The organism is Aurantiacibacter zhengii, from assembly GCF_003584125.1.
In the GTDB taxonomy this organism is placed as follows: Bacteria; Pseudomonadota; Alphaproteobacteria; order Sphingomonadales; family Sphingomonadaceae; genus Alteraurantiacibacter; species Alteraurantiacibacter zhengii.
Genome location: NZ_QXFL01000010.1, coordinates 1 through 23458, shown reverse-complemented (window position 1 = coordinate 23458; position 23458 = coordinate 1). Strand labels below are relative to the sequence as shown.

General features: G+C 63.2%; 26 protein-coding genes and 1 tRNA gene. 6 read left to right on the top strand and 21 right to left on the bottom strand.

The genetic code is table 11. The annotated features are described in order from the left end of the window. Nucleotides 1–3: 3 nt before the first annotated feature. The 5 genes from D2V07_RS16535 to ahcY all read right to left on the bottom strand — a co-directional run bounded on the left by D2V07_RS16535 (nucleotide 4) and on the right by ahcY (nucleotide 6021). Nucleotides 4–720, bottom strand: a complete 717-nt coding sequence (locus tag D2V07_RS16535; RefSeq protein ID WP_233548482.1) for a nucleotidyltransferase family protein — start codon at nucleotides 718–720, stop codon at nucleotides 4–6. Continuing rightward, complete coding sequence (locus tag D2V07_RS16530; protein WP_119588011.1) at nucleotides 717–1709, bottom strand: aminoglycoside phosphotransferase family protein; 993 nt, start codon at nucleotides 1707–1709, stop codon at nucleotides 717–719. Before D2V07_RS16530 ends, D2V07_RS16535 begins: the two co-directional genes overlap by 4 nt. Further along, a complete protein-coding gene (tsaE, locus tag D2V07_RS16525) occupies nucleotides 1706–2143 on the bottom strand; it encodes a tRNA (adenosine(37)-N6)-threonylcarbamoyltransferase complex ATPase subunit type 1 TsaE (protein WP_119588010.1) in 438 nt (145 codons plus the stop codon). The genes D2V07_RS16530 and tsaE overlap by 4 nt, the downstream gene beginning before the upstream one ends. Next, nucleotides 2140–4470, bottom strand: coding sequence for a PAS domain-containing sensor histidine kinase (locus tag D2V07_RS16520; RefSeq protein WP_119588009.1), 2331 nt, complete (start codon nucleotides 4468–4470; stop codon nucleotides 2140–2142). The genes tsaE and D2V07_RS16520 overlap by 4 nt, the downstream gene beginning before the upstream one ends. A gap of 135 nt (nucleotides 4471–4605) precedes the next feature. Then, complete coding sequence (gene ahcY, locus D2V07_RS16515) at nucleotides 4606–6021, bottom strand: adenosylhomocysteinase (RefSeq protein WP_233548481.1); 1416 nt, start codon at nucleotides 6019–6021, stop codon at nucleotides 4606–4608. A 189-nt stretch (nucleotides 6022–6210) separates the two neighbouring features. On the opposite strand from ahcY, the gene D2V07_RS16510 reads away from it, so the two are divergent. Continuing rightward, on the top strand, nucleotides 6211–6690 hold the full coding sequence (locus tag D2V07_RS16510; protein WP_119588007.1) for a peroxiredoxin: 480 nt from the start codon (nucleotides 6211–6213) through the stop codon (nucleotides 6688–6690). Nucleotides 6691–6772: 82 nt separating this feature from the next. Then, nucleotides 6773–7354, top strand: coding sequence for a protein-methionine-sulfoxide reductase heme-binding subunit MsrQ (locus D2V07_RS16505; RefSeq protein WP_119588056.1), 582 nt, complete (start codon nucleotides 6773–6775; stop codon nucleotides 7352–7354). On the opposite strand, the gene D2V07_RS16500 is transcribed toward D2V07_RS16505, so the two are convergent. From D2V07_RS16500 to D2V07_RS16470, 7 genes are all read right to left on the bottom strand, one after another. Next, on the bottom strand, nucleotides 7339–7845 hold the full coding sequence (locus D2V07_RS16500) for a helix-hairpin-helix domain-containing protein (RefSeq protein WP_119588057.1): 507 nt from the start codon (nucleotides 7843–7845) through the stop codon (nucleotides 7339–7341). The two genes, D2V07_RS16505 and D2V07_RS16500, sit on opposite strands and share 16 nt — an antisense overlap. A 66-nt stretch (nucleotides 7846–7911) precedes the next feature. Continuing rightward, nucleotides 7912–9204 (bottom strand): UDP-N-acetylglucosamine 1-carboxyvinyltransferase, encoded by a 1293-nt coding sequence (locus tag D2V07_RS16495; protein ID WP_119588006.1) that lies wholly within the window; start codon nucleotides 9202–9204, stop codon nucleotides 7912–7914. Nucleotides 9205–9244: 40 nt separating this feature from the next. Then, a complete protein-coding gene (gene folE / locus D2V07_RS16490) occupies nucleotides 9245–9853 on the bottom strand; it encodes a GTP cyclohydrolase I FolE (RefSeq protein ID WP_119588005.1) in 609 nt (202 codons plus the stop codon). Next, a complete protein-coding gene (locus D2V07_RS16485; RefSeq protein ID WP_233548480.1) occupies nucleotides 9846–11390 on the bottom strand; it encodes a phospholipase D-like domain-containing protein in 1545 nt (514 codons plus the stop codon). Before D2V07_RS16485 ends, folE begins: the two co-directional genes overlap by 8 nt. A 27-nt stretch (nucleotides 11391–11417) precedes the next feature. Then, nucleotides 11418–11903, bottom strand: a complete 486-nt coding sequence (locus D2V07_RS16480) for a hemerythrin domain-containing protein (RefSeq protein WP_233548479.1) — start codon at nucleotides 11901–11903, stop codon at nucleotides 11418–11420. Nucleotides 11904–12091: 188 nt separating this feature from the next. Then, nucleotides 12092–12168: transfer RNA gene (locus tag D2V07_RS16475), tRNA-Arg, on the bottom strand. A gap of 46 nt (nucleotides 12169–12214) precedes the next feature. Beyond that, nucleotides 12215–12616, bottom strand: a complete 402-nt coding sequence (locus D2V07_RS16470; protein ID WP_233548478.1) for an NUDIX domain-containing protein — start codon at nucleotides 12614–12616, stop codon at nucleotides 12215–12217. Nucleotides 12617–12695: 79 nt separating this feature from the next. On the opposite strand from D2V07_RS16470, the gene D2V07_RS16465 reads away from it, so the two are divergent. Next, nucleotides 12696–12890, top strand: coding sequence for a Flp family type IVb pilin (locus D2V07_RS16465; RefSeq protein ID WP_119588003.1), 195 nt, complete (start codon nucleotides 12696–12698; stop codon nucleotides 12888–12890). Nucleotides 12891–12984: 94 nt separating this feature from the next. Beyond that, complete coding sequence (locus D2V07_RS16460) at nucleotides 12985–13170, top strand: Flp family type IVb pilin (protein WP_119588002.1); 186 nt, start codon at nucleotides 12985–12987, stop codon at nucleotides 13168–13170. A gap of 127 nt (nucleotides 13171–13297) precedes the next feature. On the opposite strand, the gene D2V07_RS16455 is transcribed toward D2V07_RS16460, so the two are convergent. The 5 genes from D2V07_RS16455 to D2V07_RS19030 all read right to left on the bottom strand — a co-directional run bounded on the left by D2V07_RS16455 (nucleotide 13298) and on the right by D2V07_RS19030 (nucleotide 18709). After that, complete coding sequence (locus D2V07_RS16455; protein ID WP_233548477.1) at nucleotides 13298–14770, bottom strand: M48 family metalloprotease; 1473 nt, start codon at nucleotides 14768–14770, stop codon at nucleotides 13298–13300. Between the two features lie 113 nt (nucleotides 14771–14883). Next, nucleotides 14884–15843, bottom strand: coding sequence for an acetyl-CoA carboxylase carboxyltransferase subunit alpha (locus D2V07_RS16450; RefSeq protein WP_119588001.1), 960 nt, complete (start codon nucleotides 15841–15843; stop codon nucleotides 14884–14886). Nucleotides 15844–15853: 10 nt separating this feature from the next. Beyond that, entirely contained in the window at nucleotides 15854–16732 is an 879-nt protein-coding gene (locus tag D2V07_RS16445) for a tyrosine recombinase (protein ID WP_119588000.1), read from the bottom strand. A 4-nt stretch (nucleotides 16733–16736) separates the two neighbouring features. Next, nucleotides 16737–18587: a hypothetical protein gene (locus D2V07_RS16440; protein WP_233548476.1), complete on the bottom strand. Its 1851-nt coding sequence runs from the start codon at nucleotides 18585–18587 to the stop codon at nucleotides 16737–16739. After that, the gene (locus D2V07_RS19030; RefSeq protein ID WP_267899768.1) at nucleotides 18584–18709 is read right to left on the bottom strand and encodes a hypothetical protein; all 126 of its coding nucleotides are present in this window, start codon (nucleotides 18707–18709) and stop codon (nucleotides 18584–18586) included. The genes D2V07_RS16440 and D2V07_RS19030 overlap by 4 nt, the downstream gene beginning before the upstream one ends. A gap of 97 nt (nucleotides 18710–18806) precedes the next feature. Here D2V07_RS19030 and D2V07_RS16435 point away from each other — a divergent pair, with 97 nt between their 5' ends. Both D2V07_RS16435 and aroB read left to right on the top strand, forming a co-directional pair. After that, nucleotides 18807–19382 carry a shikimate kinase gene (locus D2V07_RS16435; protein WP_119587999.1) on the top strand — a complete coding sequence of 192 codons (576 nt, stop codon included), beginning with the start codon at nucleotides 18807–18809 and terminating at the stop codon, nucleotides 19380–19382. After that, complete coding sequence (gene aroB, locus D2V07_RS16430) at nucleotides 19373–20482, top strand: 3-dehydroquinate synthase (RefSeq protein ID WP_119587998.1); 1110 nt, start codon at nucleotides 19373–19375, stop codon at nucleotides 20480–20482. The genes D2V07_RS16435 and aroB overlap by 10 nt, the downstream gene beginning before the upstream one ends. Here aroB and D2V07_RS16425 read toward each other — a convergent pair. The 4 genes from D2V07_RS16425 to D2V07_RS16410 all read right to left on the bottom strand — a co-directional run. Beyond that, the gene (locus tag D2V07_RS16425) at nucleotides 20479–21015 is read right to left on the bottom strand and encodes a DUF421 domain-containing protein (protein WP_119587997.1); all 537 of its coding nucleotides are present in this window, start codon (nucleotides 21013–21015) and stop codon (nucleotides 20479–20481) included. The two genes, aroB and D2V07_RS16425, sit on opposite strands and share 4 nt — an antisense overlap. A 36-nt stretch (nucleotides 21016–21051) precedes the next feature. Then, complete coding sequence (locus D2V07_RS16420; protein WP_233548475.1) at nucleotides 21052–21612, bottom strand: DUF421 domain-containing protein; 561 nt, start codon at nucleotides 21610–21612, stop codon at nucleotides 21052–21054. Nucleotides 21613–21629: 17 nt separating this feature from the next. Beyond that, nucleotides 21630–22076, bottom strand: a complete 447-nt coding sequence (locus D2V07_RS16415; RefSeq protein ID WP_119587996.1) for a DUF488 domain-containing protein — start codon at nucleotides 22074–22076, stop codon at nucleotides 21630–21632. A 5-nt stretch (nucleotides 22077–22081) separates the two neighbouring features. Next, the coding region (locus D2V07_RS16410) for an acyl-CoA carboxylase subunit beta (protein ID WP_147367047.1) at nucleotides 22082–23458 on the bottom strand (1377 nt) is incomplete at its 5' end.

Genomic DNA, 23458 nt, shown 5'->3' with positions numbered 1-23458 from the left:
GTTTCATACTTCCGAAAGGGCTTCTTCGGTGGGGCGGATGGCCTGCGGCGTGCCCACCTCGAACCACTGCCCGGTAAAGGCCGTACCGTACAGACGGCCCTCCTCTATCGCGCGGGTCCAGAACACGTTGGTGGAGAACGCGCCATCCGGCGCATCGCGCATCAGCCGCGTGGAAATCAGCTGGATGCCGGTGAAGATGTAGGGCGCGATCCTGCCCGACTGGCGGCGCCGCAACTGGCCCTCTGCATCCATGTGGAAATCGCCCTTGCCGCTGAAATTGTGCGCCGCCTTGTGCGTCACCAGCAGCAGCAGGGCGTCCATTTTGTCCGCATCCCAGAAGGCCGACAGGTCGGCAAAGGCGTTGACCGGGCCATCCAGCCAAATGTTGTCGGAGTTCAGGCAGAAGAACGGATCGGGAAGGTGCTCTGCCGCCTTCACGATCCCGCCGCCGGTTTCCAGCAACTGCTCGCGCTCGTCGGAAATGATGATTTGCGGATGCTTGCGCTCCGCCAGGTGCGCCTCGATGGAATCGGCGAGGTAGTGCACGTTCACCACCGCGCGCGCGACGCCGGCATCGGCCAGCTTGTCCAGCGCGTGATCCACCAGCGCCTTGCCCGCGACACGCACCATCGGCTTTGGCTGGGTGGCCGTAAGCGGGCGCATGCGCTTGCCCATACCGGCAGCAAGCACCATCGCGGTATCGCTGGCCAATTTGCTCACCCGAAAATGCCTCCCTGCCTTGCGCGGACCGTATCCGGTATGTTGGCAGCGAACCAGCGGGCGACAGGTTCCAGCGCGGGATGGGCAAGGTTTCGCTCCATGGCAGCCCAGACGCGCGGGATCATCGGCAGGTAACGCTCCTTCCCATCACGCTTCCACAGGCGGGTGAAGATGCCCACGATCTTCGCATTCCGCTGCGCGCCCAGCACGGCGTAATCCGCCGCGAATGTCTCGCCCACGTCCATCCGGCTACTGTAGTGCTGCAACATCTCGGCTTCGAGATCGGCGGACACATCGCGCCGCGCGTCCTGCAACAGCGAGACAATGTCGTAGGCGGGGTGCCCCACAAGCGCATCCTGAAAGTCGATCAGCCCCTGCTCGCCCGAATATTCCCCCTGCGGGCCAAGCAGCATGATGTTTTCGGCATGATAGTCGCGCAGAACGGTGACGCCCGGCTGCTGGCGGATCAGCAGCGGCCCCAGCGCTTCGCGCCACGCGGTCGCAAAGCCCATCGAATCGACGTTCATGCCCGCGGTCTTGCAGAACCAGTCGGGAAACAGCGAAGCCTCGCGGAGGTAGGTCTCCAGCGTATAGCTTTCGAACGGCCCAGGCGGGCACTGGTGCAGGTTCACCAGCGCATCGATGGCATCGCGGTAGGCGCGGCGTTCTTCCGCCGGATTGACCTCCAGCCAGTCGCGCATGCGGTCGTGTCCGAAATCCTCGATCAGCACGAGACCGCGCTCCGGCGCCTCCGCCAGGATTTGCGGTGCGCGCAGGCCTTGGCCTGTCAGCCATTTACCGACGTGCAGGAATGGACCGGGGTCCTCGTGCGGAGGCGGTGCGTCCATCAGCATGGCGTGATTGTCACCGGAGCGGACACGAAAATAGCGGCGGAAGCTGGCGTCGCCGGGCAGCGGCTCGATCTCGGCGCCATGCCAACCGGCGGTTTCCAGAAATTCGTCCAGCCCTGCGGGAAGAGTCGATGTCATGGCCAGCGTCCTTGCCAACCTGCGCCCGGTTCCACAACGGCAATGCGTCCGACACCGGCAATTTCCAGCGTGATTTGCAGGCAGGCTGCCTCATTCGCAAATCCGCCAGCGTGGTCGGGCCACTCGGCCAGCAAGGCTGCGCCCTCACGGTAATCGTCGAGGCCAAGCTGCTCTGCCTCCGACGGATGCTCGAGGCGGTAGAAATCAGCGTGGACCACCGGCGGATCGAGATGGTCGTAGGTTTCGATGATCGTAAAGGTCGGCGAAGGCACCTCGCCTTCATGGCCCAGTGCGGACAGGATTTCGCGCGAGAGGGTCGTCTTGCCAGTACCGAGGCCACCTGTCAGCGCCACGACATCGCCGGACTGCAGCCGGGCCGCGATGCGCTGGCCGAAGCCCTGCATCGCCTTCAGGTCCGGAAGTTCGATCCTCAAGGCAGCTTCACCGTCGCCGTTGTGCCTCCGCCCTTCTCCGACTGGATTTCCAGCCTGCCGCCATGGGCCTCGATCAACTGGCGGGCGAGCGGCAGGCCGAGGCCGCGCTTGCCATCCTTTCCGTCGCTGCCGCTCAGGCGATAGCCGTCCAGCGCGCGGGCGAGTTCGCTGGGGCGCATCCCCTCGCCATTATCTGAAATCACGATGCGGGCGCCCGATTTACGGCGGCCCAGCGCGACGAGGATACGCCCGCCTTCAGGCGTCGCGGCAATGGCATTGTCGAGCAGGTTGCCCACCGCGCGGCTCAACTGGCGGCGGTCTGCCTGTACCGATCCCGCGCTCTTGTCGCCGCGCAGGTCCAGGGTGATATTCTTTGCCTCGATGGCGTCTTCCCGCGCCCGCACCACCTGTGTGGCAAAGCTCAGCAGTTCCAATTCCTCGGTGGCGATGGGCAGCAGGCCAGCCTCGCTCTGCGTCAGGTCCAGCACCGATTCGATCTGTTGCGACAGCCGCTCCACCGAGGCGATGATCGCGCCCACATATTCCTTGCCCTGGTCCGAGAGTTCGCCCGCGACCCCGGTCTGCAGCAATTCGGCAAAGCCGCCGATGGATGTCAGCGGCGTGCGGAATTCGTAGCTCATGTTGGCAAGGAACCGCGTCTTCACCGCGTCCGCCTCCTCCAGCGCCTGGTTGCGTTCGCGCAGGGCCTCTTCCGCCTTGGTGGAATCGGTTACGTCCAGCACCGTCAGCAGGCCGTTGCCATCGGGCAAGGGAACACCGGCGAATTCCAGCGTACGCCCGTCGGATAGCACTACCCGCCCGCCGCGCTGCTGCCGGTCCAGCGTGGCAGCGCGCACGACTTCGGCAATGGCGGTGCGTTGACCGGGCCGCGCCAGACGGTCCGCAATTCGGTCGAGCAATTCGTCGACATGGGGATGCTCGTCGAAGAACTCTTCCGGCAGGTTCCAGATGGCGGGGAACCGGCGGTTCCACAGCTGCATCCGGCCGTCGGGCGCGAACACCGCGAGCGATTCGAAAAGCGAATCGAAAGTGGCGGTCCGGGTGCGCAGCAGCGTGTCGCGCGTGGCCGAAAGCGCAAGCTGTTCGGACCTGTCCTCCGCCACCAGCACGAGACCGCCGTCGGGCAGCGGCTGGGCGACGATGCGCAGGTGGGTGCTGTCAGGCAGCGTCCAGGCATCCTCCACCGGGGCATCCTGGGTAAACCATGCCGCCAGTTCTGCCCGCCACGACGGAAAATCGCGCGTTTCGGGCAGTCGGCCAGCGTCGCGGGCAAGGTCCAGGAACCGGTCGAAATCGGGCGGGTCCACACGGGCGGAACCGGGCAATGCAAAGATGCGCTGGAATGGCTGGTTGGAAAAGGCGAGGCGGCGGTCGGGATCGAACTGCGCCACGCCGATGGAAAGCTGGTCGAGCATTGAGCGCTGGGCCGCACGGAAAGCGCGGAAGGCGCGTGTCTGCTCCTCCATCTCCTCGATATCGATGGCGTATCCGGCAACGCCTTCCTCTCCCAGCGGCAGGTCCGACACGCGGAGTGTGCGGCGCTGGTTGCCCACGGTTGCCTGGACGATCCGCTCCACCGGCAGGTCGCGGCTGTGCGCCTGTCCGGCGATCTGCGCTGCTGAAAGACCGTCCACCGGTTCCACCAGTTCGATCTGCTTGTCCACCACGCTCGCGGCATCCTTCGCGCCCACTGCGGTGACATAGGCGCTGTTGACCAGGCGCAGGTCCATTTCCGGGCCGCGGAACCACATCGGCATGGGCGCGGCCTCAATCAGGCCGACCAGCGCAGCGAAATCGTTGCGCGCGCGGGCGGTTTCCTCGCGCAGGCGAGCAAGTTCGCCCTGGCTTTCGGAAAAGTCGAACCACCATACCATGGCAGCTCCGCCCGTGGCGATGACCGGATCGGCCAGCTGCCCGCGCACGGCAAGGCTCTTTGTGGAACCCTTGGGTGTCACGACCATGCTGAACGGTGCGGCCGTTTTCTGCGTGCGGCGCACGGCTTCACGCAGGTCCTTCAGTTCCTCGTCCACCAGACCGCCGCCCAGCTCACTGAGAAATCCCGGCAGGGTATCCAGTCCGATCCACTTGGCCAGCCTGTCCGGCCCCTCTATCTTGCCATCGGCACGCACCAGCAGCGGAATGGCGGGCGCATCGTCGATCATGCGCGACAGGCGGCGAACGGTGTTGCGGGCATGGCGCGCCGCGCGGGCGCGCTGGAGGGAGCCCACGACCAGCCACACCGCGCCAAAGGTCCACGCGGCCAGCATCAGCCCCAGCAGGGCCATCGCGGATGGGGTCAATTCCATTGCCTATGCAGCTATGGGACAGGGGGCGCAGTTGCAATGGGCGGCAGGCAAATCCCGACAGTCCTGATGCCCAAAAAGGAACGCCCCGGCGCGAATGGCCGGGGCGTTCGTGTTTTCATCGGTGCAAACCGCAGATCAGTAACGATAGTGTTCCGGCTTGAACGGACCTTCTACCGGCACGCCGATATAGTCGGCCTGCTGCTTGCTGAGCTTGGTCAGCTTAACGCCCAGCTTGTCGAGGTGCAGGGCCGCGACCTTCTCGTCCAGCTTCTTGGGCAGGACGTAAACATCGTTCTCGTACTGCTCGTGGCGCTCCCACAGTTCCAGCTGTGCCATCACCTGGTTGGTGAAGGAGCAGCTCATCACGAAGCTGGGGTGGCCGGTGGCGCAGGCTAGGTTAACCAGGCGGCCCTTGGCCAGGACGATGATTTCCTTGCCATCGGGGAACTTCACCAGGTCGGTGCCCGGCTTCAGTTCGGTCCACTCGTAGTTGTCGAGAGCGCTGATCTGGATCTCGGAATCGAAGTGGCCGATGTTGCACACGATGCTCATGGGCTTCATCGCCTTCATGTGCTCGGCAGTGATCACGTCTTCGTTACCGGTGGTGGTGACGAAGATATCGGCGCGCTTCACGCCTTCTTCCATCGTCACGACCTCGTAACCTTCCATCGCCGCCTGCAGCGCGCAGATCGGATCGATTTCCGTCACGAGAACGCGCGCGCCGCCATTGCGGAGCGACTGTGCGCTGCCCTTGCCCACGTCGCCGTAGCCGGCAACCAAGGCAACCTTGCCCGACAGCATGACGTCGGTCGCGCGGCGGATGGCATCCACCAGCGATTCGCGGCAACCGTAGAGGTTGTCGAACTTCGACTTGGTGACGGAATCGTTCACGTTGATGGCCGGGAACGGCAGCTTGCCCTTCTTGGCAAGGCCATAGAGACGGTGGACGCCCGTGGTGGTTTCTTCCGAAACGCCCAGGATGTTCTTCACCGATTTCGTCAGGTAGCCCGGCTTGCGCTTCAGGAATTCCTTCAGCGAACGCTGGAATTCGACTTCCTCGGCATTGTTGGGCTCGGGCAGGTCCTCGCCCGCTTCCACGCGCGCGCCCCACAGCGCGAACATCGTGGCGTCGCCGCCGTCGTCGAGAATGAGGTTGGCGGTCTGATCTTGGTCGTCATCGGTCGACCAGTCGAAAATCTTGCCGACATAGTCCCAGTATTCGGCCAGGCTTTCGCCCTTCACGGCGAAAACGGGAATGTCCTGCGCGGCGATGGCAGCGGCCGCGTGGTCCTGCGTGGAGAAGATGTTGCAGGTGGCCCAGCGCACTTCCGCACCCAGCGCGGTGAGCGTTTCTATCAGCACGGCGGTCTGGATCGTCATGTGCAGGCTGCCGGTGATGCGGGCACCCTTCAGCGGCTGCGCGTCGCCGAATTCCTCGCGCGTGGCCATCAGGCCCGGCATTTCGGTTTCGGCAATGTTGATTTCCGCGCGGCCATAGTCGGCAAGCGCAATATCCTTGATGATGTAGTCGTTGAAAGCGGCGTCGGCCACGGGCACGTCTCCTGTCGTGTTCGGGTAATGCGTCGCCGGGGCTCCATGCAACGCCTATGCTGCGACCGCACATAGTGGGCGGCGCGACGGGGGACAACCCCTGTTTAATGCCGGGTAAATGGCATTCCGCTTGCGGACTTGGCGGCAGCACCTATGTCGGAGCCCGGACGGTGACAGGAGGATTATTAAATGACGATTTCCAAAGGTGACAAGCTTCCCGACGTGAAGCTGGTAAAGCCCACGAGCGATGGCCCCGAAGCCGTGCAGTCGAGCGATTTCTTCGCGGGCCGCAAGGTCGCCCTTTTCGCGGTTCCGGGCGCTTTCACGCCGACCTGCTCTGCCAAGCACCTGCCGGGCTATGTTGATAAGGCCGACGAACTGAAGGCCAAGGGCGTGGACGAGATCGCCTGCACATCGGTGAACGATGCCTTCGTGCTGGGCGCCTGGAACAAGGCCGATGGCGGCGACGAGATCACGATGCTGGCCGACGGCAGTGCCGAATTTGCCAAGGCGCTGGGCCTTACCGCCGATATGAGCGGCTATGGCATGGGCACCCGTTCCAACCGCTATTCCATGATCGTGGAAGATGGCGTGGTTACCGAGATCAACGTGGAAAATCCCGGCGAATTCAAGGTATCGAGCGCGGAGCACATGCTCGGCCAGCTCTAGGACCTTCGCCACATCGACCAAAGAAAAGGGCGCCCGCTGCGGCGCCCTTTTTGTAGCTATGGAACAGGGCTACGGACAAACCATGCAGTTTCTGAGATCACGGCCATTCCTCTGGCTGACCCTCGCCCTTCCCGCAATCTGGATCGGCTGGCGCTGGGTGATGACCCCGGACCTTTACGGATACGGTCACGCGATCGGCGACACCGGGGACTGGGCCGCGTGGCTGCTGATGGTGACACTGGCCGTGACGCCGGTCCGCCTGCTGTTTCGCAAGTCTCCCTGGGCCATCTGGTTGCTGCGCAGGAGGCGGGACCTTGGCGTGGCCAGCTTCGCCTATGCAGCCGCTCACACCGCCATCTACCTATGGCACAAGGGGGCGTTTCAGCCGGTGCTGGAAGAGGCCGGCAATTCCGACATGCTGACAGGCTGGCTAGCGCTGGCGCTGTTCATCCCGCTGGCGATCACATCGAACGACAAGGCCGTTCGGGCCATGAAGCGGTCATGGAAAAAACTGCACCGCCTCGTTTACCCGGCGGCGGTGCTGATGTTCGTGCACTGGGTTCTGGCCAGCTTCGATCCGACGACGGCCTGGATCCACATCGGGATCATGGCCGCCATCGAGATCGTGAAGATAGCTATCCAGCAGCGTCAGAGAGTGACGTAGCGACGCAGGCGAGCGACTTCGTCCTCGTCAACGTACTTGCCGATTTCGCGGTTGAACTCATCCATGTTCTCGTAGGGACGATATTCCAGGAATTCGCCGATCATGCGGTCGCTCATGCCCGGGATCAGCGCGATGGCTTCGTTGGATGCCTCGTTGAGGTTGATCGGCACGAAAACGTTTTCCAGCACCGTTGCCGCCTCTTCCTCGCTGACGTTGGCTAGCAGCACGGCGTTCAGTTCGGTAACGTCGGCATAGGGCTGCCCGGCGACGATGGCATCGGCCAGTTCCTGCGAGACGCCGTCGACAGCCATGAGTTCCTCGACGGAAGCCGTGCTGGCGTCGGTAATGGCACCGGTTTCGGTGTCGGCGGGAATGCCGGCTTCGACGGTTTCCATCGGCTCGGCTTCCTCAGGCTCTTCGGCGGTTTCGCCGCAGGCGCTGAGGGTAAGGGCCGTGCCGGCCATGGCTGCAGCGAGTACGATCTTGCGCATTTTCAATTCCTTGTTTTCAATCGAGTTTGCAAATTGGAGCGGAACCATACGGCCCCTTCCCCCTGTCTAGTCGTCCCAGGATACGTCGACGCCGAGGCTGTCGATATTGGGTACGAAATCGGGATGCGCGCGGCGCATCGGATCGGCGTCGAGAATGGTCGATTCGCCTTCGATCGATGCAGCCACCATCAGCAGGGCAATAGCCACGCGAATGATGTATGGGCTGGTCACGGTGGCCGGAACCAGCTTCTGTCCGCCAAAGGTAATCAGCCGGTGCGGATCGCACAGAAGCGTGTGCGCGCCGAACAAGCTTAGCTCTGTGTGCCAGGTCAGGCCACCTTCGTAGACCTTGTTCCAGAACATCGTCTGTCCCCGCGCCTTCACGCCAAGGGCAATGAAGATCGGTAGCAGGTCAGCCGGAATATAGGGCCACGGCGCGGCTTCCACCTTGGTCGTCAGGTGGCTGGTGAAGTTCTTCTGCACCACCAGCTCCTCTGGCGCGGCAAGGCGCGACCAGCCATCCTTGTGCTCGACATGGGCGCCAAACTTCTCGAACGTCTTGTCGATTAGCATGAAATCCTCGGGCCGCGTATTGCGCACCGAGACATCGCCGCCGGTGATCGCGGACAACGCGAGGAAGGTGGCGATCTCGTGGAAATCCTCCACGAAGGTGTAATCGACTGCCTTGAAGCTGCTGCACCCGTCGACCGAAACCATCGAGGTACCCTTCCCCCGGATGGTGCCGCCCATCAATTCCAGGAAGGTGCACATTTCCTGCACATGCGGTTCGCACGCAGCGTTCACGATCTGGCTGGTGCCGTTGGCGGTCAGCGCGCTGATGATGAAATTCTCGGTCGTGGTGACGGAGGCATATTCCAGCCACATGCGCGTGCCGTCGGCCTTGTGGCTGTTGCGGAACACGATGTCCTTGCCTTCGTAGGACACATCCGCGCCGAACGCCTTGAACACCTGTACGTGCGGATCGATCTCGCGCGCGCCCAGCGTGCAGCCCTTCACCTCGTGTTCCAGCCGTGCTTCGCCAAGGCGCGAGAGAAGACCGGGGATCATCATGATCGATGCGCGCATGGCTTGCGGCAGCTTGGCTTTCGCGCTGGATGAAATGGTCGAGTGATCGATCCTGAGGGTTTTGGCAGACTTGTCCCACTCAACCGTGGAGCCAAGCTCGCTGAAGAATGCGTGGATGCGCTGCACATCGGTGATCTCGGGAACGTTGCGCAGCATGATCGGCGCCTCGCTCAGCAGCGTGGCGCACAGCACCGGGAGCACCGCGTTCTTGTTGGCGGAGGGTTCGATCTTGCCGACCAGCTTCTGCCCGCCTCTTACGCGCAATGCAGTCATTCTTTTCCTTTCAATTCGTCTCGGCGGCCAGTCGGCCTGCTCAGTAACCCATCAGCTTGAGTACTTCTTCGCGGCTTCGCGGGTCGCTGCGGAATGTGCCCATGACCTGGCTGGTCACCATGCTCACGCCTGGGGTGCGCACGCCGCGGGCGGTCATACAGGCATGGCTGGCTTCGATCACCACGGCAACGCCGCGGGGGTTGAGATGATCCTGGATACACTGGGCCACCTCTGCGGTCAGGCGTTCCTGCACCTGAAGCCGGCGGGCAAAGCCGTGCAGCACGCGTGCCAGCTTGGAAATGCCCACCACCCGGTCGGTCGGCAGATAGGCAATCGCCGCCTTGCCGATGATCGGGGCCATGTGATGCTCGCAGTGGCTCTGGAACGGAATGTCCTTCAGCAGCACGATCTCGTCATAACCGCCCACTTCCTCGAACACGCGGGCAAGGTGATGGGAGGGGTCTTCGGCATAGCCGACGCAGTATTCCTTCCACGCCCGTGCCACGCGCTTCGGCGTGTCGAGCAGCCCTTCGCGGGTAGGATCGTCGCCCGCCCATTTGATAAGCGTGCGGATCGCCTCCTGCACGTCTTCGGGAACCGGGGGTTTGCCCCGGGGATCGTCCTCGTCCGGACCTACAAGGCTACTCATTCGCGGGTTTGCGCCTTCTCTTCAGCTTGCTGTGCGCCTTGGCCAATAGGCTGCCCCGCCGGAAAAGGCCACGGTCTGACTTGTCGAAATCGAAAAGCTCCTCCGGCTGTTCCGGATCGAGCCTTTCGTCGAGCGCCAGTCCGCGTTCCCAGTCTTCGTGCCTGGCAGGCCGCAGACGCCGCAGGTAACGCCTGTTCCGGTCACCGATGTAATCGATCATCCCCGCCATGCTGCCGTGCTTCTCGATCAGGAAAGACACGTCCTGCTTGAAGATGCCCAGATGCTCGGACAGCAGCGATTCGCGGATGGCGCGGATGGCCGGTTCTGCCTTGGCGTTACCCGGCCTGTCGCAGTCGATGAACACATCGCATTCGCTATCCAGTCCCATGGAACGGTTGTTCATGTTGGCGGAGCCGACGCGCAGGATGCGGTCGTCCACGATCATCAGCTTGGCATGAACATAGATAGGCGTCTCTCCGCTGTGGGGGACGTAGAGATTGAAGCGGTCATGCGTGTCGAGTTCCTCCAGCGCGGCGACCAGCTCGTCGCGCGCGGGATCCATCGCGGTCGCTTCTGCCCAGCCTTCCCCGGTATGCGGCATGACGATGGTGAACTCGGGCGGGTCCGGTTGCGACAGGCGCTTGGCAATCGCTTCGCAGATGGTGCGCGAGGTGAAATACTGGTTCTCCGCATAGACGAACCGCTTCGCGCCGGCGATCTGCCGCAGGAAGAGCGTTTCTATCTCGTCGACCTTGGGGTCTTTGTCGTATTCGGCACGGGTGCGGGCGATCCCGACCTCGACGTCCTCGAAATGCGGCGCAAGGTTATCGGGCCAGGCGCTTCCAGGGTCGGGATGCGGCTTTGAAAGCGGTTTTCCCCCTGCCCTTACCCAGCGAGCGCGGCCCAGGCGCTCCAGTTCGCTGGCTACCTCGCCTTCCATCATCATCGTAAGATCGTGCCAGGGGCCATAGGGTGTCCCGTCGGGCCGTTTGCGACCGGGCTCGTCCTCCAGGTGTTCGCGCGTGTCCCACCGCCGGGTTGTCATGTCGATGCCGCCGCAGACGGCGAAATCGTCGTCAATGATCACCAGTTTCTGGTGGTGTGAGCATGCTACCGGGTGCGCGGTATCGAACTTGAAATCGATTCGCCGGTGGCGCCACCAGCGAAGGAGGTCGAACGCCATGGCCCCGCGCCCGAAGAACTTCAGGAAGCCATAGCTCCATTTCAGGATGCGGATTTCCAGATCAGGCCGATGGTTGTTCAGCCAGATGATGAAACTGCCCAGGCGCGAGGGGTACTCGCTCTTCCAGCCCTTCTGCCACCAGCGGCGACCGCGCTTGAGATGGATGCGGGTGTCGAAATCCCACCCGATCAACAGGATGCGCTGGCGCGCCTTCAGCATGGCCTGCTGGATCAGGTCGAAATAATCCGCTCCGTCAATGACGACTCGAACCTTGCGGGCCCTGGCATAACGCCAGACGCCCGGTTCTATCGAGGAATCATCGTAGTCCTCGACCCGGTTTTCAACTCTTTCCAATAACGCGCCCTCCGCTGCGGCTCGCGCCTATTCCTTCGCGTCTTCCATCTTTTCAGGCGTCACCTCGGCCTCGTCCTTTTCCTCCGCCTTGCGGCGGTCGAAGACGCTGCGCATGTGCTCGCGGTCTTCGTCGGTAAGGTATGGCTCGAATTCGGGGAAGTGATCTTCCTCTTCCTCGTTGATGTGATGGCGATAATCGTGGTCCAGCTTCTTGAAAGCGGCCATCCAGGCAGAGGTCGACATGTCCTGCGCCGCTAGGTCGTTCAGCAGCTCGTTCAGCTCGTGATGCTCGGCCACAGAGTGACGCGTCATGTCGGTGGTCGGCGGCTTGCGCAGCATCGTGGAATAGAGCGCCTGCTCTTCCGCCGCCGCATGGCTTTTCACTTCCTTGGTGAACTGCTCCAGCAATTCCTTGCGCTCGTTGCTCTCGCCGTGGGTCTCGGCAAGCTTGTCGAGAATGGCGCGGTGCGATTCGTGATCTTCCTTGAGGCGGGCAAAGATGTCGTGGGACACGTGGCGAACTCCTGTTGAATGTATTTGCACCATGAACAGGCGAGCGCAGGCAAGGGTTCCGCAGCATGGACGAAAAGGCAGGGTCACCGATTCCTGGCCCTGCACCGATCACGAAATAAGGCGGCCGTCCGAACTTTTCTGCGACAGAACCAAAAAAGGGACCGACCCTTTCAGGTCAGTCCCTTTCTTGGTGCGCCAGGAAGGATTCGAACCTCCGGCCGCCTGATTCGTAGTCAGGTACTCTATCCAGCTGAGCTACTGGCGCACTTGAGAGGCGGGCAAATAGGGAGGGTTTTGCAGCTTGGCAACCCCTATCCGGCAAAGCGTGACAATAGTTTTCGGTCCATCGGTGCCAGTGGCAATGCCGCCGCTTGTGCAAGAGAGAACCAGCCCCAGTCCTGCCCTTCCAGTGCCCGCGGCTCTCCCACCGGCTGGCGCGAAGTGTAAAGATTGAGGACAATCGCCGGATCGGTGCCTTCCTCGGCAAAGAAGGCCGGTTCCAGCATCGCTGCGTCGAGTTCCAGGCCCAGCTCCTCCGCAATCTCCCTGATAAGCGCTTTTACAGGTTTTTCAGACACTTCGACCTTGCCGCCGGGAAATTCCCACATGCCGCCGTGATGCTTCCCGGGGGGACGCTGCTGCAGCAGGACGCGGCCTTCCTGGTCGAACAGGGCAAGCGCCACGACCAGCAACCATGTCGGAATATTTTGCACGTCAACCATACGACTAAAGGAATCCTTAAACCTCAAGTGCGAAACCGCATGCTGTCGCAGTTTAACCAGGGGACCAGCGTTGTTTGCGAAACATTTCATCAAGCGCCTGCTGCGCGACACCCAGGGGGCGACAGCTGTCGAATACGGCCTAATCGCGGCGCTTATCGTGATCGCGATGGTAACCGCCCTGCAGGGTCTCGCAACCGAGACCGTCGGAATGTGGGGCGACGTGAGCGACAAATATGAAGCCGTCAACAACAATGAAGGCGGTTAGGAATTTCTCAACACCTTCTACGTAGAAATCAAATTGCTCGAACGGTGACATCCGGTTGAGCCGGGTACCGAAGATTACAACCAGGAGATTTGAAATGACCTTCTTCAAGAACCTCGTCCAGGACGAACAGGGCGCGACCGCCATCGAATACGGCCTGATCGCCGCTCTTATCGCTGTTGCTGCCATCACCGCCATGCAGAGCCTCGGCGGCGAACTGACGAACACCTTCGTGAACGTTCAGACCGAGCTGAGCGCTGCAAACGACGCCAACCAAGGCTAACTGGTTAGGACGGAATTCGGGGGCGTCAGGGAAACCTGGCGCCCCCTTTTCTTTGCGCGAAACAAACGCGCCATGAAAAACGGGCCGACGCACGCGCCGGCCCGTTTTTCGTTTTATTACCGTCGGCTCAGTTAGAGCGGACGACGATCTTGTATTCGCGTCCCGGCACGATCTGATCGCCCGAACCCAGCCCGTTCAGCACGCGGAAACGGGCTTCCTGGGCGTCGGTGTAAGCCATCCGGCTGGCCAAGGTGCGCACCGTATCACCGCGCGCCGCCGTCACCACGTCAACCCGCCGCGGAACGACGCTGCCCGCTTCGCTCGCGCTGACGCGGCGCATCGACTGGTAGAGCGAATTGAAGACGCCCGCCTGTCCTGCCGGAGTAATAGCGGCGAAGTGATAGGCCGTGTCGTTGCTAAACTCGTAGGCAAAGACTGTGACATCGACCTGCTGCTGGCCATTGTTCACCCGTGCAGTTCCGTAGGCAGCGGGCAACCCGTTCACCGTGGTGCGCTCTATGTTTGAGGGCGTGATTTGCTGCTGCTCTCCGCCCAGCGCGTTGAAGACATTGCGCACGTAGGCGTTGAGATCGTTGTTGTACGGTCCCACCGTAAGCTGTGCACGCCCCTGTTCGCCATTAATGGTAACGGCGCGCGTGCCGTTGACCATGTAGAAGCCCTGCGGCGCAGTGAAACTGAAGCGAAGGATCGGGTGGATGAACTGCCGCCCTTCGATCACGCCCTGTTCGGGATCGTCACCATAGATCATGCCGTCGATGCGGCTGAGGAAGGTCTCGCGATTGACCACGCCCGTACCACCTGCGGCAAGCTGACGCGCGTTCTGCACGCGGCTGGCGGGATCGGGGTGCGTGCTTGCCCATTCGGGAATCGTCGCGTTCTCGCGGCCCTGCAACTGCGCATCCAGCTGGTTTTGCGCGGCCAGGCTGGCGAGCAGGGTGGACATTGCGTTGGGATCATAGCCCGCGCGGTTCAGGTACTGGATGCCGAGCTGGTCCGCTTCCAGTTCCTGGCTGCGCGAATAACCAAGCGTTGCAAGCTGCGAGCCCTGCAGGCTGAGATTTGCCAGTTCGGAGCTGCCCAGTACCGCGCCGCCGATCACGGCACCCAGCAGGCCGAGCAACTGGTTGCGCTGCGCGGCCTGCTGCCGCCGGGCGGAGTGGCGCGCGGCAACGTGGCCGACCTCGTGCCCCAGCACGGCGGCCAGTTCCGCCTCGTTGTTCATCAGGTTCACCAACTGGCGGGTCGCATAGACGTAGCCGCCCGGCACAGCGAAGGCGTTGTTCACGCTGGAATTCAGCAGCGTCACCTCGAATGCGTCGGGCCGGGTGGCGAGGCCTGACTGCAATGCGATGTTGGAGCCGACCTGGTCGACATAGCGGGCGTAGGGCCCGGTCATCGCGCCGCCGAACTCGTTAACGAAGGCCTGGTGATTTTCAGCCCCGAGCTGCGCCTCTTCGGCGGTAATGGGCGATCCGGGAGCGACATTCGCACCGGGAACGCTTGCACAGGCGCCCAGCGCTAGCGAGGCGGCTCCGGCAAGCGCCATTGCAGTGAATTTTCGGGTGTTTTTCAGCGGCATTCGGGCCTCCTCAAGGGACACGCAACGCACACGACCTGGCGTTGCAGTTATTGCAGGAGGAAACCTAATTGCCGCAATGATGTTCCCGACCGGGCGGAGAGACCCTGCTGCGATCAGCGAGAGATGTTGCTGCCGATGGCAAGGAAGCGATCCTCGCGCTTGCGGCGGATCGTGTCCGCATCCAGTCCTGCCAGCGCGTCCAGCTCCTCGCCGATGGCCGTTGCCAGTGCCTCTGCCGCGGCTTGCGGATCGCGCTGCGCCCCGCCAACGGGTTCCGCCACGATCCGGTCGATCACGCCCAGTTTCGCAAGATCCTGCGCCGTCATCTTCATGGCTTCCGCCGCTTCCGGAGCCTTGGCAGCGGTGCGCCACAGGATCGAAGCGCAGCCTTCGGGAGAGATCACCGAATAGACGGCATGCTCGAACATCAGGACCCGTTCCGCGCTGGCCAGTGCCACCGCCCCGCCAGAGCCGCCCTCGCCCACGATAGCGGCGACCATCGGCACGCCCAGCCCAAGGCAGGCTTCGGTCGAACGGGCGATCGCTTCTGCCTGGCCGCGCTCCTCCGCCTCGATACCGGGAAATGCGCCAGACGTATCCACCAGCGTCACCACCGGCAGGCCGAACCGGTCCGCCAGTTCCATCAGGCGAATAGCCTTGCGGTAACCCTCGGGCTTGCCCATGCCGAAATTGTGACGGATCCGGCTCTCGGTATCGTTGCCCTTCTCATGCCCGATCAGCATCACCTTGCGCTCACCCAAGCGGGCGAGCCCGCCCATGATCGCCTGGTCGTCGGCATAGGCGCGGTCTCCGCCTAGCGGCATGAAGTCGGTGAAACCGTGGCGCAGATAATCGTGGAAGTGCGGGCGCCCGGGATGGCGCGCCACTTGCGTCTTCTGCCACGGCGACAGGTCGCGATAGGTGCTTTCCAGCAGGGTCGCGCTTTTTTTCTCCAGGCGCTTCAGTTCCTTGGAGATGTCGACCGAGCCATCCTCTCCCGCGGCGTCGCGCAGTTCGGTGATCTTGGCGTCCAGTTCGGCTACCGGCTTTTCGAATTCCAGATAAGAAATCATGCCAGAGCCGCTACTCCGCTCCGCGCCCGCCTGCAAGAGGATGCCGTTCATTCACCAGCGCCACCAACCGCGCCGAATCGACGTGGGTGTAGATCTGCGTGGTCGCGATATCGGCATGACCGAGCAGGGTCTGCAGCACGCGCAGGTCTGCCCCGCCCTCCAGCAAATGCGTGGCAAAGGCGTGGCGCAGCACGTGAGGGCTGACCTTCGCCGGATCGAGATCGGCGCGCGCGGCAAGTTCCTTCAGCATCTGGTATAGCCTGATGCGGCTGAGATGTTTCTGGCGAGAGGGGAACAGGAACGCGGACTTGCCCTCGCGCAGCGCCAGCCACCTGCCGATGGCGTGCTGCGCCCGGCGCGATACGGGCACCAAGCGCTGCTGCCCGCCCTTGCCGGTGATCGTCAGGAACGGCGCGTCGCGCGGCACGGCGGCCAGCGGCAGGGCGACAAGTTCGGTGGCTCGCAAGCCCGAGCCGTAGAGCAGTTCGAGCAGCGTGAGCATGCGCACCGGCGCAGGACGGTCGCTGGCGGCCTCGCTTTCAGCCTGGTCGAACAGCTTCGCGACTTCTGCATGGCTCAGCAATTTAGGCAGCGGACGGCGCGCCTGCGGACGCGGCAGCGCGGCAGAGGGGTCATCGTCGCGCAAGCCATCATCGATGCAGAAGTCGAAGAACTGTCGCAGCGCGGAGACCTTTCGCGCGACGGTGGAGGCAGCAAGATCGCTCCACGCTCGCGGGAGTTTTTCGAGGTCCGACCGGGTCGCGTCAACAAGGTCGCCAATCACCGCTTCGCTCCCCTCGAGGTCGCGTCGGTAGGCGGCCAGCGTATTCGGTGCCGCGCCCCGCTCTGCAGCGAGCATGGCCAGGAAGCTGTCGATGGCGGCGGACACAGGCCTAGCCGCGCGCGACCGCCTCCGCGGCGATCATCCGTGCTTCGGCGGAAAGGCCCGCTGCGTTCAACGCGCGCACGATGTGATAGAGGTGCCGCGGCGTCATCTGCTCCCAGCTTCGGCCTTGCATGCCAAGCCCGGCCAGCATCGCGACGAGGGTGGAATTGCCCAGTTCGCCCGCGCGTCCGATCTTGTCGCTCCATGCGCTACGGCGTTCGAAGTTGGCCCCTACACGCTCGGAGAAATCGGCAAGGTCGTCGCTATCGATCCGGCCAAGCCCCGCCAGCCCAGCAAGGAGGAAAGCGGACGTGCGCATGTTGGCGCTGCCATCATCGTCGAGGAAACTGTCGATATCGCCCCCGTCCACGGCGCCATCGGCACCTGGGCGGGCGAGCGACAGCAGGGCCCATGCCTTGCTTCCATCCGGTACTACATCGGCCCAGCGCATGGCGTTGCGATCGAGCCCCGCCGCCAGCATGGAGGCAATCAGGTTTGCCGCGTCGTCCTCCATATCCTCGCTGACCGGCAGGCGGGCTGCGGCATAGGCTGTCAGGACAAGGCGGCCATAGTCATTACCCTCCCCCCACAACTGGCGCATCGCCGCCACACGCTGTGCGGGGGTATTGGCGACGTATGCCTCTCGCAACTGGGCGGCGAGGCTCTTGTCAGCCGCATCGTAGCTGTCGCTGGACCAAAGCTGCGAATAGAGATCGATCATGGCGGCGGAAGAAAGCACGCCGCGCGCCGCGGCTGTGTCTGCCACTTCCACCCGCTGCAGCAGCGGGGTTGCCGGGATCAGGACGGTGGAAATATCATAGGACAGGCCACCGCCATTGCGCAGGTTCTCCGGCAGGTCCTCGCCCACCGCTCGCGCCATGGCGAACCGCCACGGAGTCAGTTCATCCACACCGTCCCATTCGATATTGACTGCACGGCCACCTTCCCCGGCAGCGCCGGCGTACCGTTGTGCGAGGCGCACGTCGATCTCGTCCGCCACGCCGGTGCCGAAGGCGCGTTGCAGGCGGCGATCGGCGCTGCGCGTATCGCCGAGATAGGCAGAGCAGATGGCCTGCAGCATCTCCCATTCGGGCGTGTCGACAAGATCGCTCTGCAGGCGGGCAACAGGGCACATCCCCAGCACGTCACCTGTGGCGAGATAGGCATCGAATGCAGCAGACGCGAGCGCGGGATCGTACTCCGAACCGTCGATATCCTGCACGAAAGCCCGCGCCACCGCGCCCTCGCCCATGTTGGCAAGTACGCGCGCCCGCATCGCGGCAAAGGCCACCGGGTTCAGACCGCGCGGCGTTTCCAGCCTGCTCGCCAATGCGCGGCGCATCAGGATGTGGCCCCAGCGCGAAACCACCGGACCGTCACTGGCCTGCAGCACGGCGGACACCAGGGCCGCGGGCTGGTTGGCCAGCGAACGGCTGGGAAAGCCCCCTTCGGCCTGCGCTATCACGCCAACATTCTCCACCGCGCGGCGGGCCGCGGCGGGAATGTCGAACTTCGGCCTCAGGCCCAGCAGCTCGTTGATCTCGTCCTCTTCCATCCCTTCCAACTCTGCCAGGGAAGGGAAATCGGCAGGCACGTTGACCGAAGTGCTGCCGGACGAGTTGGACGTGTCGGGTATGGGCTGCACCACCTCGCCGCTGCCACCAGGAGCGGACGGGGTCGAAGGCCGCGAAGGCGTGGCCGGGCGCGTTTGCGTGGGTGTAGGTGTGGGCGACGGTTGCTGCTGCGGCGGCGGATCGCGAAAGATATCGGGCAGCAGGTCTTCCGGGCCGCCTGCCATCGCCAGCGAGGAAGACAGCGTCAGCCCGGCAGCACTAATGAAGAATACGGCGCGTTTCACGAATTGCCCTCCGGCAGCGAAACGGGCTCCACGATCAGTCGTTGTTCTTCGCGCCCGCCATCGTACCAGGCAACGCCCAGCATCACCGCCAGCGCCACAGCCACAAGAACCACAATCGTCATCCGTCGTTTCGACACTTTTGCAAATAGCTTCCCTTGGCCGCCCTAAACACGGCTCATGCTTGCCAGCGCGACTAGCCCAACTATAGGCCTTGCGGCAATGACCATTGCCACGCCCTTACCCGATGATGCGACAATCCGCGCCATCCGCAGGCGGATCGAACGCCCGATCGTGCTGGTCGGCATGATGGGCGTGGGCAAGAGTACGGTCGGTCGCAAACTGGCAGGGACGCTGGGCGCGCAGTTCATCGACGCCGATGACGAAATTGCCGAAGCGGCCAACATGTCCATTCCCGAGATATTCGAACAATTTGGCGAAGCCTATTTCCGCGACGGTGAACGCCGCGTGATCGCTCGGTTACTGGAAGAGAACCGCCGCAACTGCGTCATCGCAACCGGCGGCGGCGCCTTCGTCCAGGACGAAACGCGCGCAATCATCCTGGACGGCGGCATCGCCGTCTGGCTGGACAGCGATATCGACGTGCTGGTCGAGCGGGTCAGCCGCAACGACAGGCGCCCGCTGCTGCGGGGCGGCAATACACGCGAAATCGTGACGCGTATGAAGACGGAGCGCGAACCCGCCTACACCAGGGCGCCGATACACGTTACCAGCAGCGCCGGCCCCCACACCGAGGCGGTGGCGCGCATTCTGAAGGAACTCGACCGATGGCTGTGATCCGCGTTGAACTGGCCGGGCGCGGCTATGACGTGCATGTCGGCCACGGGTTGCTCGATAATGCGGGTTACCTTGCCCGCGATTTCATTCGCAAGGACCGGGTCGCAGCCGTGGCAGATCGCAATTCTCATGCCGCGCATGGCGGCAGGCTGGAAGCCGCCCTTGGCGCGAGCGGGGTGGGCGTGGACTGGTTCATCGCCGAGCCGGGAGAGGGCGCGAAAAGCTGGGGCGTGCTGGAAAAGCTGGTCGACTGGCTGCTGGAACACGGTGTCGAGCGCGGCGACCATATATTTGCGCTGGGTGGCGGCGTGGTGGGCGACCTGACGGGTTTTGCCGCAGCCGTACTGAAACGCGGCTGCGGTTTCGTGCAGATCCCCACCACCTTGCTGGCACAGGTCGACAGCAGTGTCGGCGGCAAGACCGCGATCAACACTCGCGCGGGCAAGAACCTCGTCGGTGCTTTTCATCAACCCGCTTTGGTCCTGGCCGATACCGCAACGCTGGGCACTCTTCCCGCGCGCGAAATGGGCGCGGGTTATGCCGAGGTCATCAAATACGGCATTCTTGGCGATCCGGACTTCTTCGCCTGGTGCGAGGCAAACGGCGCAAAGGTCACCGCGCGAGAAGCCGAAGCGCTCGAATACGCGGTTACCCGCAGCGTGGAGGCGAAGGCGCGCATCGTGGCGCAGGACGAACGCGAGACGACAGGCACGCGCGCCCTGCTCAACCTGGGACACACCTTCGGCCACGCGCTGGAGGCGGAGACGGGGTTTTCGGACAGGCTGCTGCACGGTGAAGCGGTGGCGCTCGGCATGGTGCTGGCGGCACGGTATTCGGCGCGGCTTGATTATATCTCGCTGGACGATGCCAACAGGGTGACGCAGGCCATCGCATCGGCGGGGCTGCGTACCGAGATTGCTGCGCTGGGCATGGATTGCACCGGCCGGGACCTCGCAGCGCACATGTTGCACGACAAGAAGATGGATGCTGGCACCCTGCCCTTCATCCTGCTGCGCGGCATCGGCGAGGCCTTCGTCGACAGGCAGGTAGCGATGGAAGATGTCGCCGCTTTCCTGAGCGAGCAGCTACAGGCGCACTAGGTGCCGCCGGTTTCGGACTTGTCGTTGCCCTTCAGCATCCGATCGAGAGCGCTGTACTGGCTGGCAGGTGGCCCCTCGATCACGCTGAAACTGCCATCGGTTTCCAGAACGACGGCGGCGATCTGCGACATGTCGCCATGACCCTTGCCCCTTATCGCGGCTTCGATTTCGCCATGGGTAACGCGCTCGGACTTCATCTCCTTTTCCAGAAACTCGCCATCCTTGAAGAGGATGCGCGAATCGGAGCGGACCACCTGCTTGAACCAGCCAAACCGCACCGAGAGGAACGATACCACCCATTGCAGGAATGCCAGCACGATGAAGGCGGCCAGGCCATCGGCCACCGAAAGGCTGCTGGTCAGCATGACCGATGCCAGGATCGAGCCCAGCGCAACCGTAACGACCAGATCGAAGATATTGAGCTTGGCAATGCTCCGCTTGCCGGCGATCTGCAGGATCGCGATCAGCGCGGCGTAAATCACGAGGGTCGTGAGGGCGATGGTGCCAATGTCTGGCCAGTTGTCGAACCACATGATGCATCAACGCGCCGCTCGCCCGAACGGGTCCGGCTAGCGCGCGGGTTTCGCTCCTTTCACCGGATCGTGCGGTTCGCGTAGCACGGTCTCTAGCGCGCTGCCTGTATCCACCCGGCTTCTGGGAATGACGCTGAAAGAGCCGTCGGTCTCCAGAATAACTGCGGCGATGTCTTCCAGGTCACCGAAGCCGTGGCTGCGCACTTCCGCGTGGACTTCCTGTCGCAGGATGCGTTCTTCGCGCATGGCCTTGTCGAGGAACTGTCCATCGCTCAGCAGGAGCCGCGGTTCGGAACGCACCAGTGCCTTGAACCATGTAACCCGCAAGCTGAGCCACGAAAGACCCCACTGCAAGCCGCACAAGGTAACGAAGGCGACGATCCCTTCGGACCAGGTAGTGTCCGCGCTCAGCATGATCGTGGCCAGCGTGGAGCCGAGCGCCACGGTCACCACAAGGTCGAATATGTTGAGTTTGGCCAGAGATCGCTTGCCCACTACGCGCAGGATCAGGATCAGCGCGACGTAGATGGCGATCGTGGTGACAAATATCTGCCACATGTCGGACGAGGTATCGAACCACATGCCTTCCTTACGCATGAGGGCGCATTACGGTCCTAAGTCGGTAGTTGCGGATGCAGATGGGCGACCGGCGTGTCGGCAAAGGCGTGCTCGATCAGCAGGGAGCGATGGCACTTCTCCGCCTCGCCGCAATAGCACAAAAGGCTCGTGCGCTTTTCGGCGGCGAGCGCCTGCAACTCGACCATCTGCGCCAGCGCCTCGGGCAGTTCGAGCTGTCCCTCGTACACGCGGAGCAATGCGGCGTAATTGCCCTTGCGCGCAGCATCGCGGCCTTCCTTCGGCGTGCCGAGATGCTTGAAGTGACGGTATTCGATGCCCGCCTCTTCCACTGCCGCCTTGAGCGAGTTTTTCGAGAAGCCCGCACGGCGCGAAAGCGGCAATGCGCGGATGTCGGCGAGGAGTTCGACGTTCGCTTCACGCAGCGCCGCGACCAGTGCATCCTGCGTGGCGTGAGCGTAGCCGATGGTGGTGAGCCTATGCATGTCAGCTAAAGCGGCAGGTTATCGTGTTTCTTCCACGGGTTTTCGAGTTTCTTGCCGGCCAGCTTGCGCAGGCCCAGGGCGATGCGGCGGCGGGTGGAGTGGGGGTAGATCACCTCGTCGATGTAGCCGCGCGATGCCGCCACGAAGGGGTTGGCGAAGCGGTCTTCGTATTCCTTGGTCTTCTCGGCGATCTTGTCCGGGTTGTCGCGGTCCTGGCGGAAGATGATCTCCACCGCGCCCTTCGCCCCCATCACGGCGATCTCTGCCGTGGGCCACGCGTAGTTGAGATCGCCGCGCAGGTGCTTCGATGCCATCACGTCATACGCGCCGCCGTAGGCCTTGCGGGTGATCACGGTAATCTTGGGCACGGTCGCCTCGGCATAGGCGAACAATAGCTTCGCGCCGTGCTTGATGATGCCGTTGTGTTCCTGGCTCGTGCCGGGAAGGAAGCCGGGCACGTCCACGAAGGTGACGATCGGGATGCTGAACGCATCGCAGAAGCGCACGAAGCGCGCCGCCTTGCGGCTGGCGTCGATGTCGAGCACGCCGGCGAGCACCATCGGCTGGTTGGCGACGAAGCCCACGGGCTTGCCCTCGATCCGGCCAAAGCCTGTGATGATGTTCGCGCCGTGCTTTGGCTGGATCTCGAAGAAGTTGCCGTCGTCGACAACCTTACGGATCAGTTCGTGCATGTCGTAGGGCATGTTGGAACTGGCGGGGATCAGCGTGTCGAGGCTGTCCTCGCGCCGGTCCCACGGATCGTCGGTCGGCAGGTGCGGCAGCGGGTCGCGGTTGCTCTCCGGCACGAAGCCGATCAGTTCGCGCGCGGCCAGCAGCGCCTCGATATCGTTCTCGAGAGCAAGGTCGGCAACGCTCGTCTTGGTCGTGTGCACCACCGCGCCGCCGAGGTCTTCCTGCGTGACTTCCTCGTTGGTGACGGTCTTCACCACCTCGGGCCCGGTCACGAACATGTAGGAGCTGTCCTTCACCATGAAGATGAAGTCTGTCATGGCCGGTGAGTACACCGCCCCGCCCGCGCACGGCCCCATGATCAGGCTGAGCTGCGGGATGACGCCCGATGCCAGCACGTTCTTCTGGAACACCTCGGCATAGCCGCCAAGGCTGGCCACGCCTTCCTGGATGCGCGCCCCGCCGCTGTCATTGAGCCCGATCACCGGCGCGCCGACCTTCATGGCATTGTCCATCACCTTGCAGATCTTCTCCGCGTGACGCTTGCTGAGAGAGCCGCCGAACACGGTGAAATCCTGGCTGAAGACATAGACCAGCCGCCCGTTGATCGTGCCGCTGCCGGTCACGACACCGTCGCCCGGTATCTTCTGGTCCTGCATGCCGAAATCGACGCAGTCGTGCTCGACGTAGGT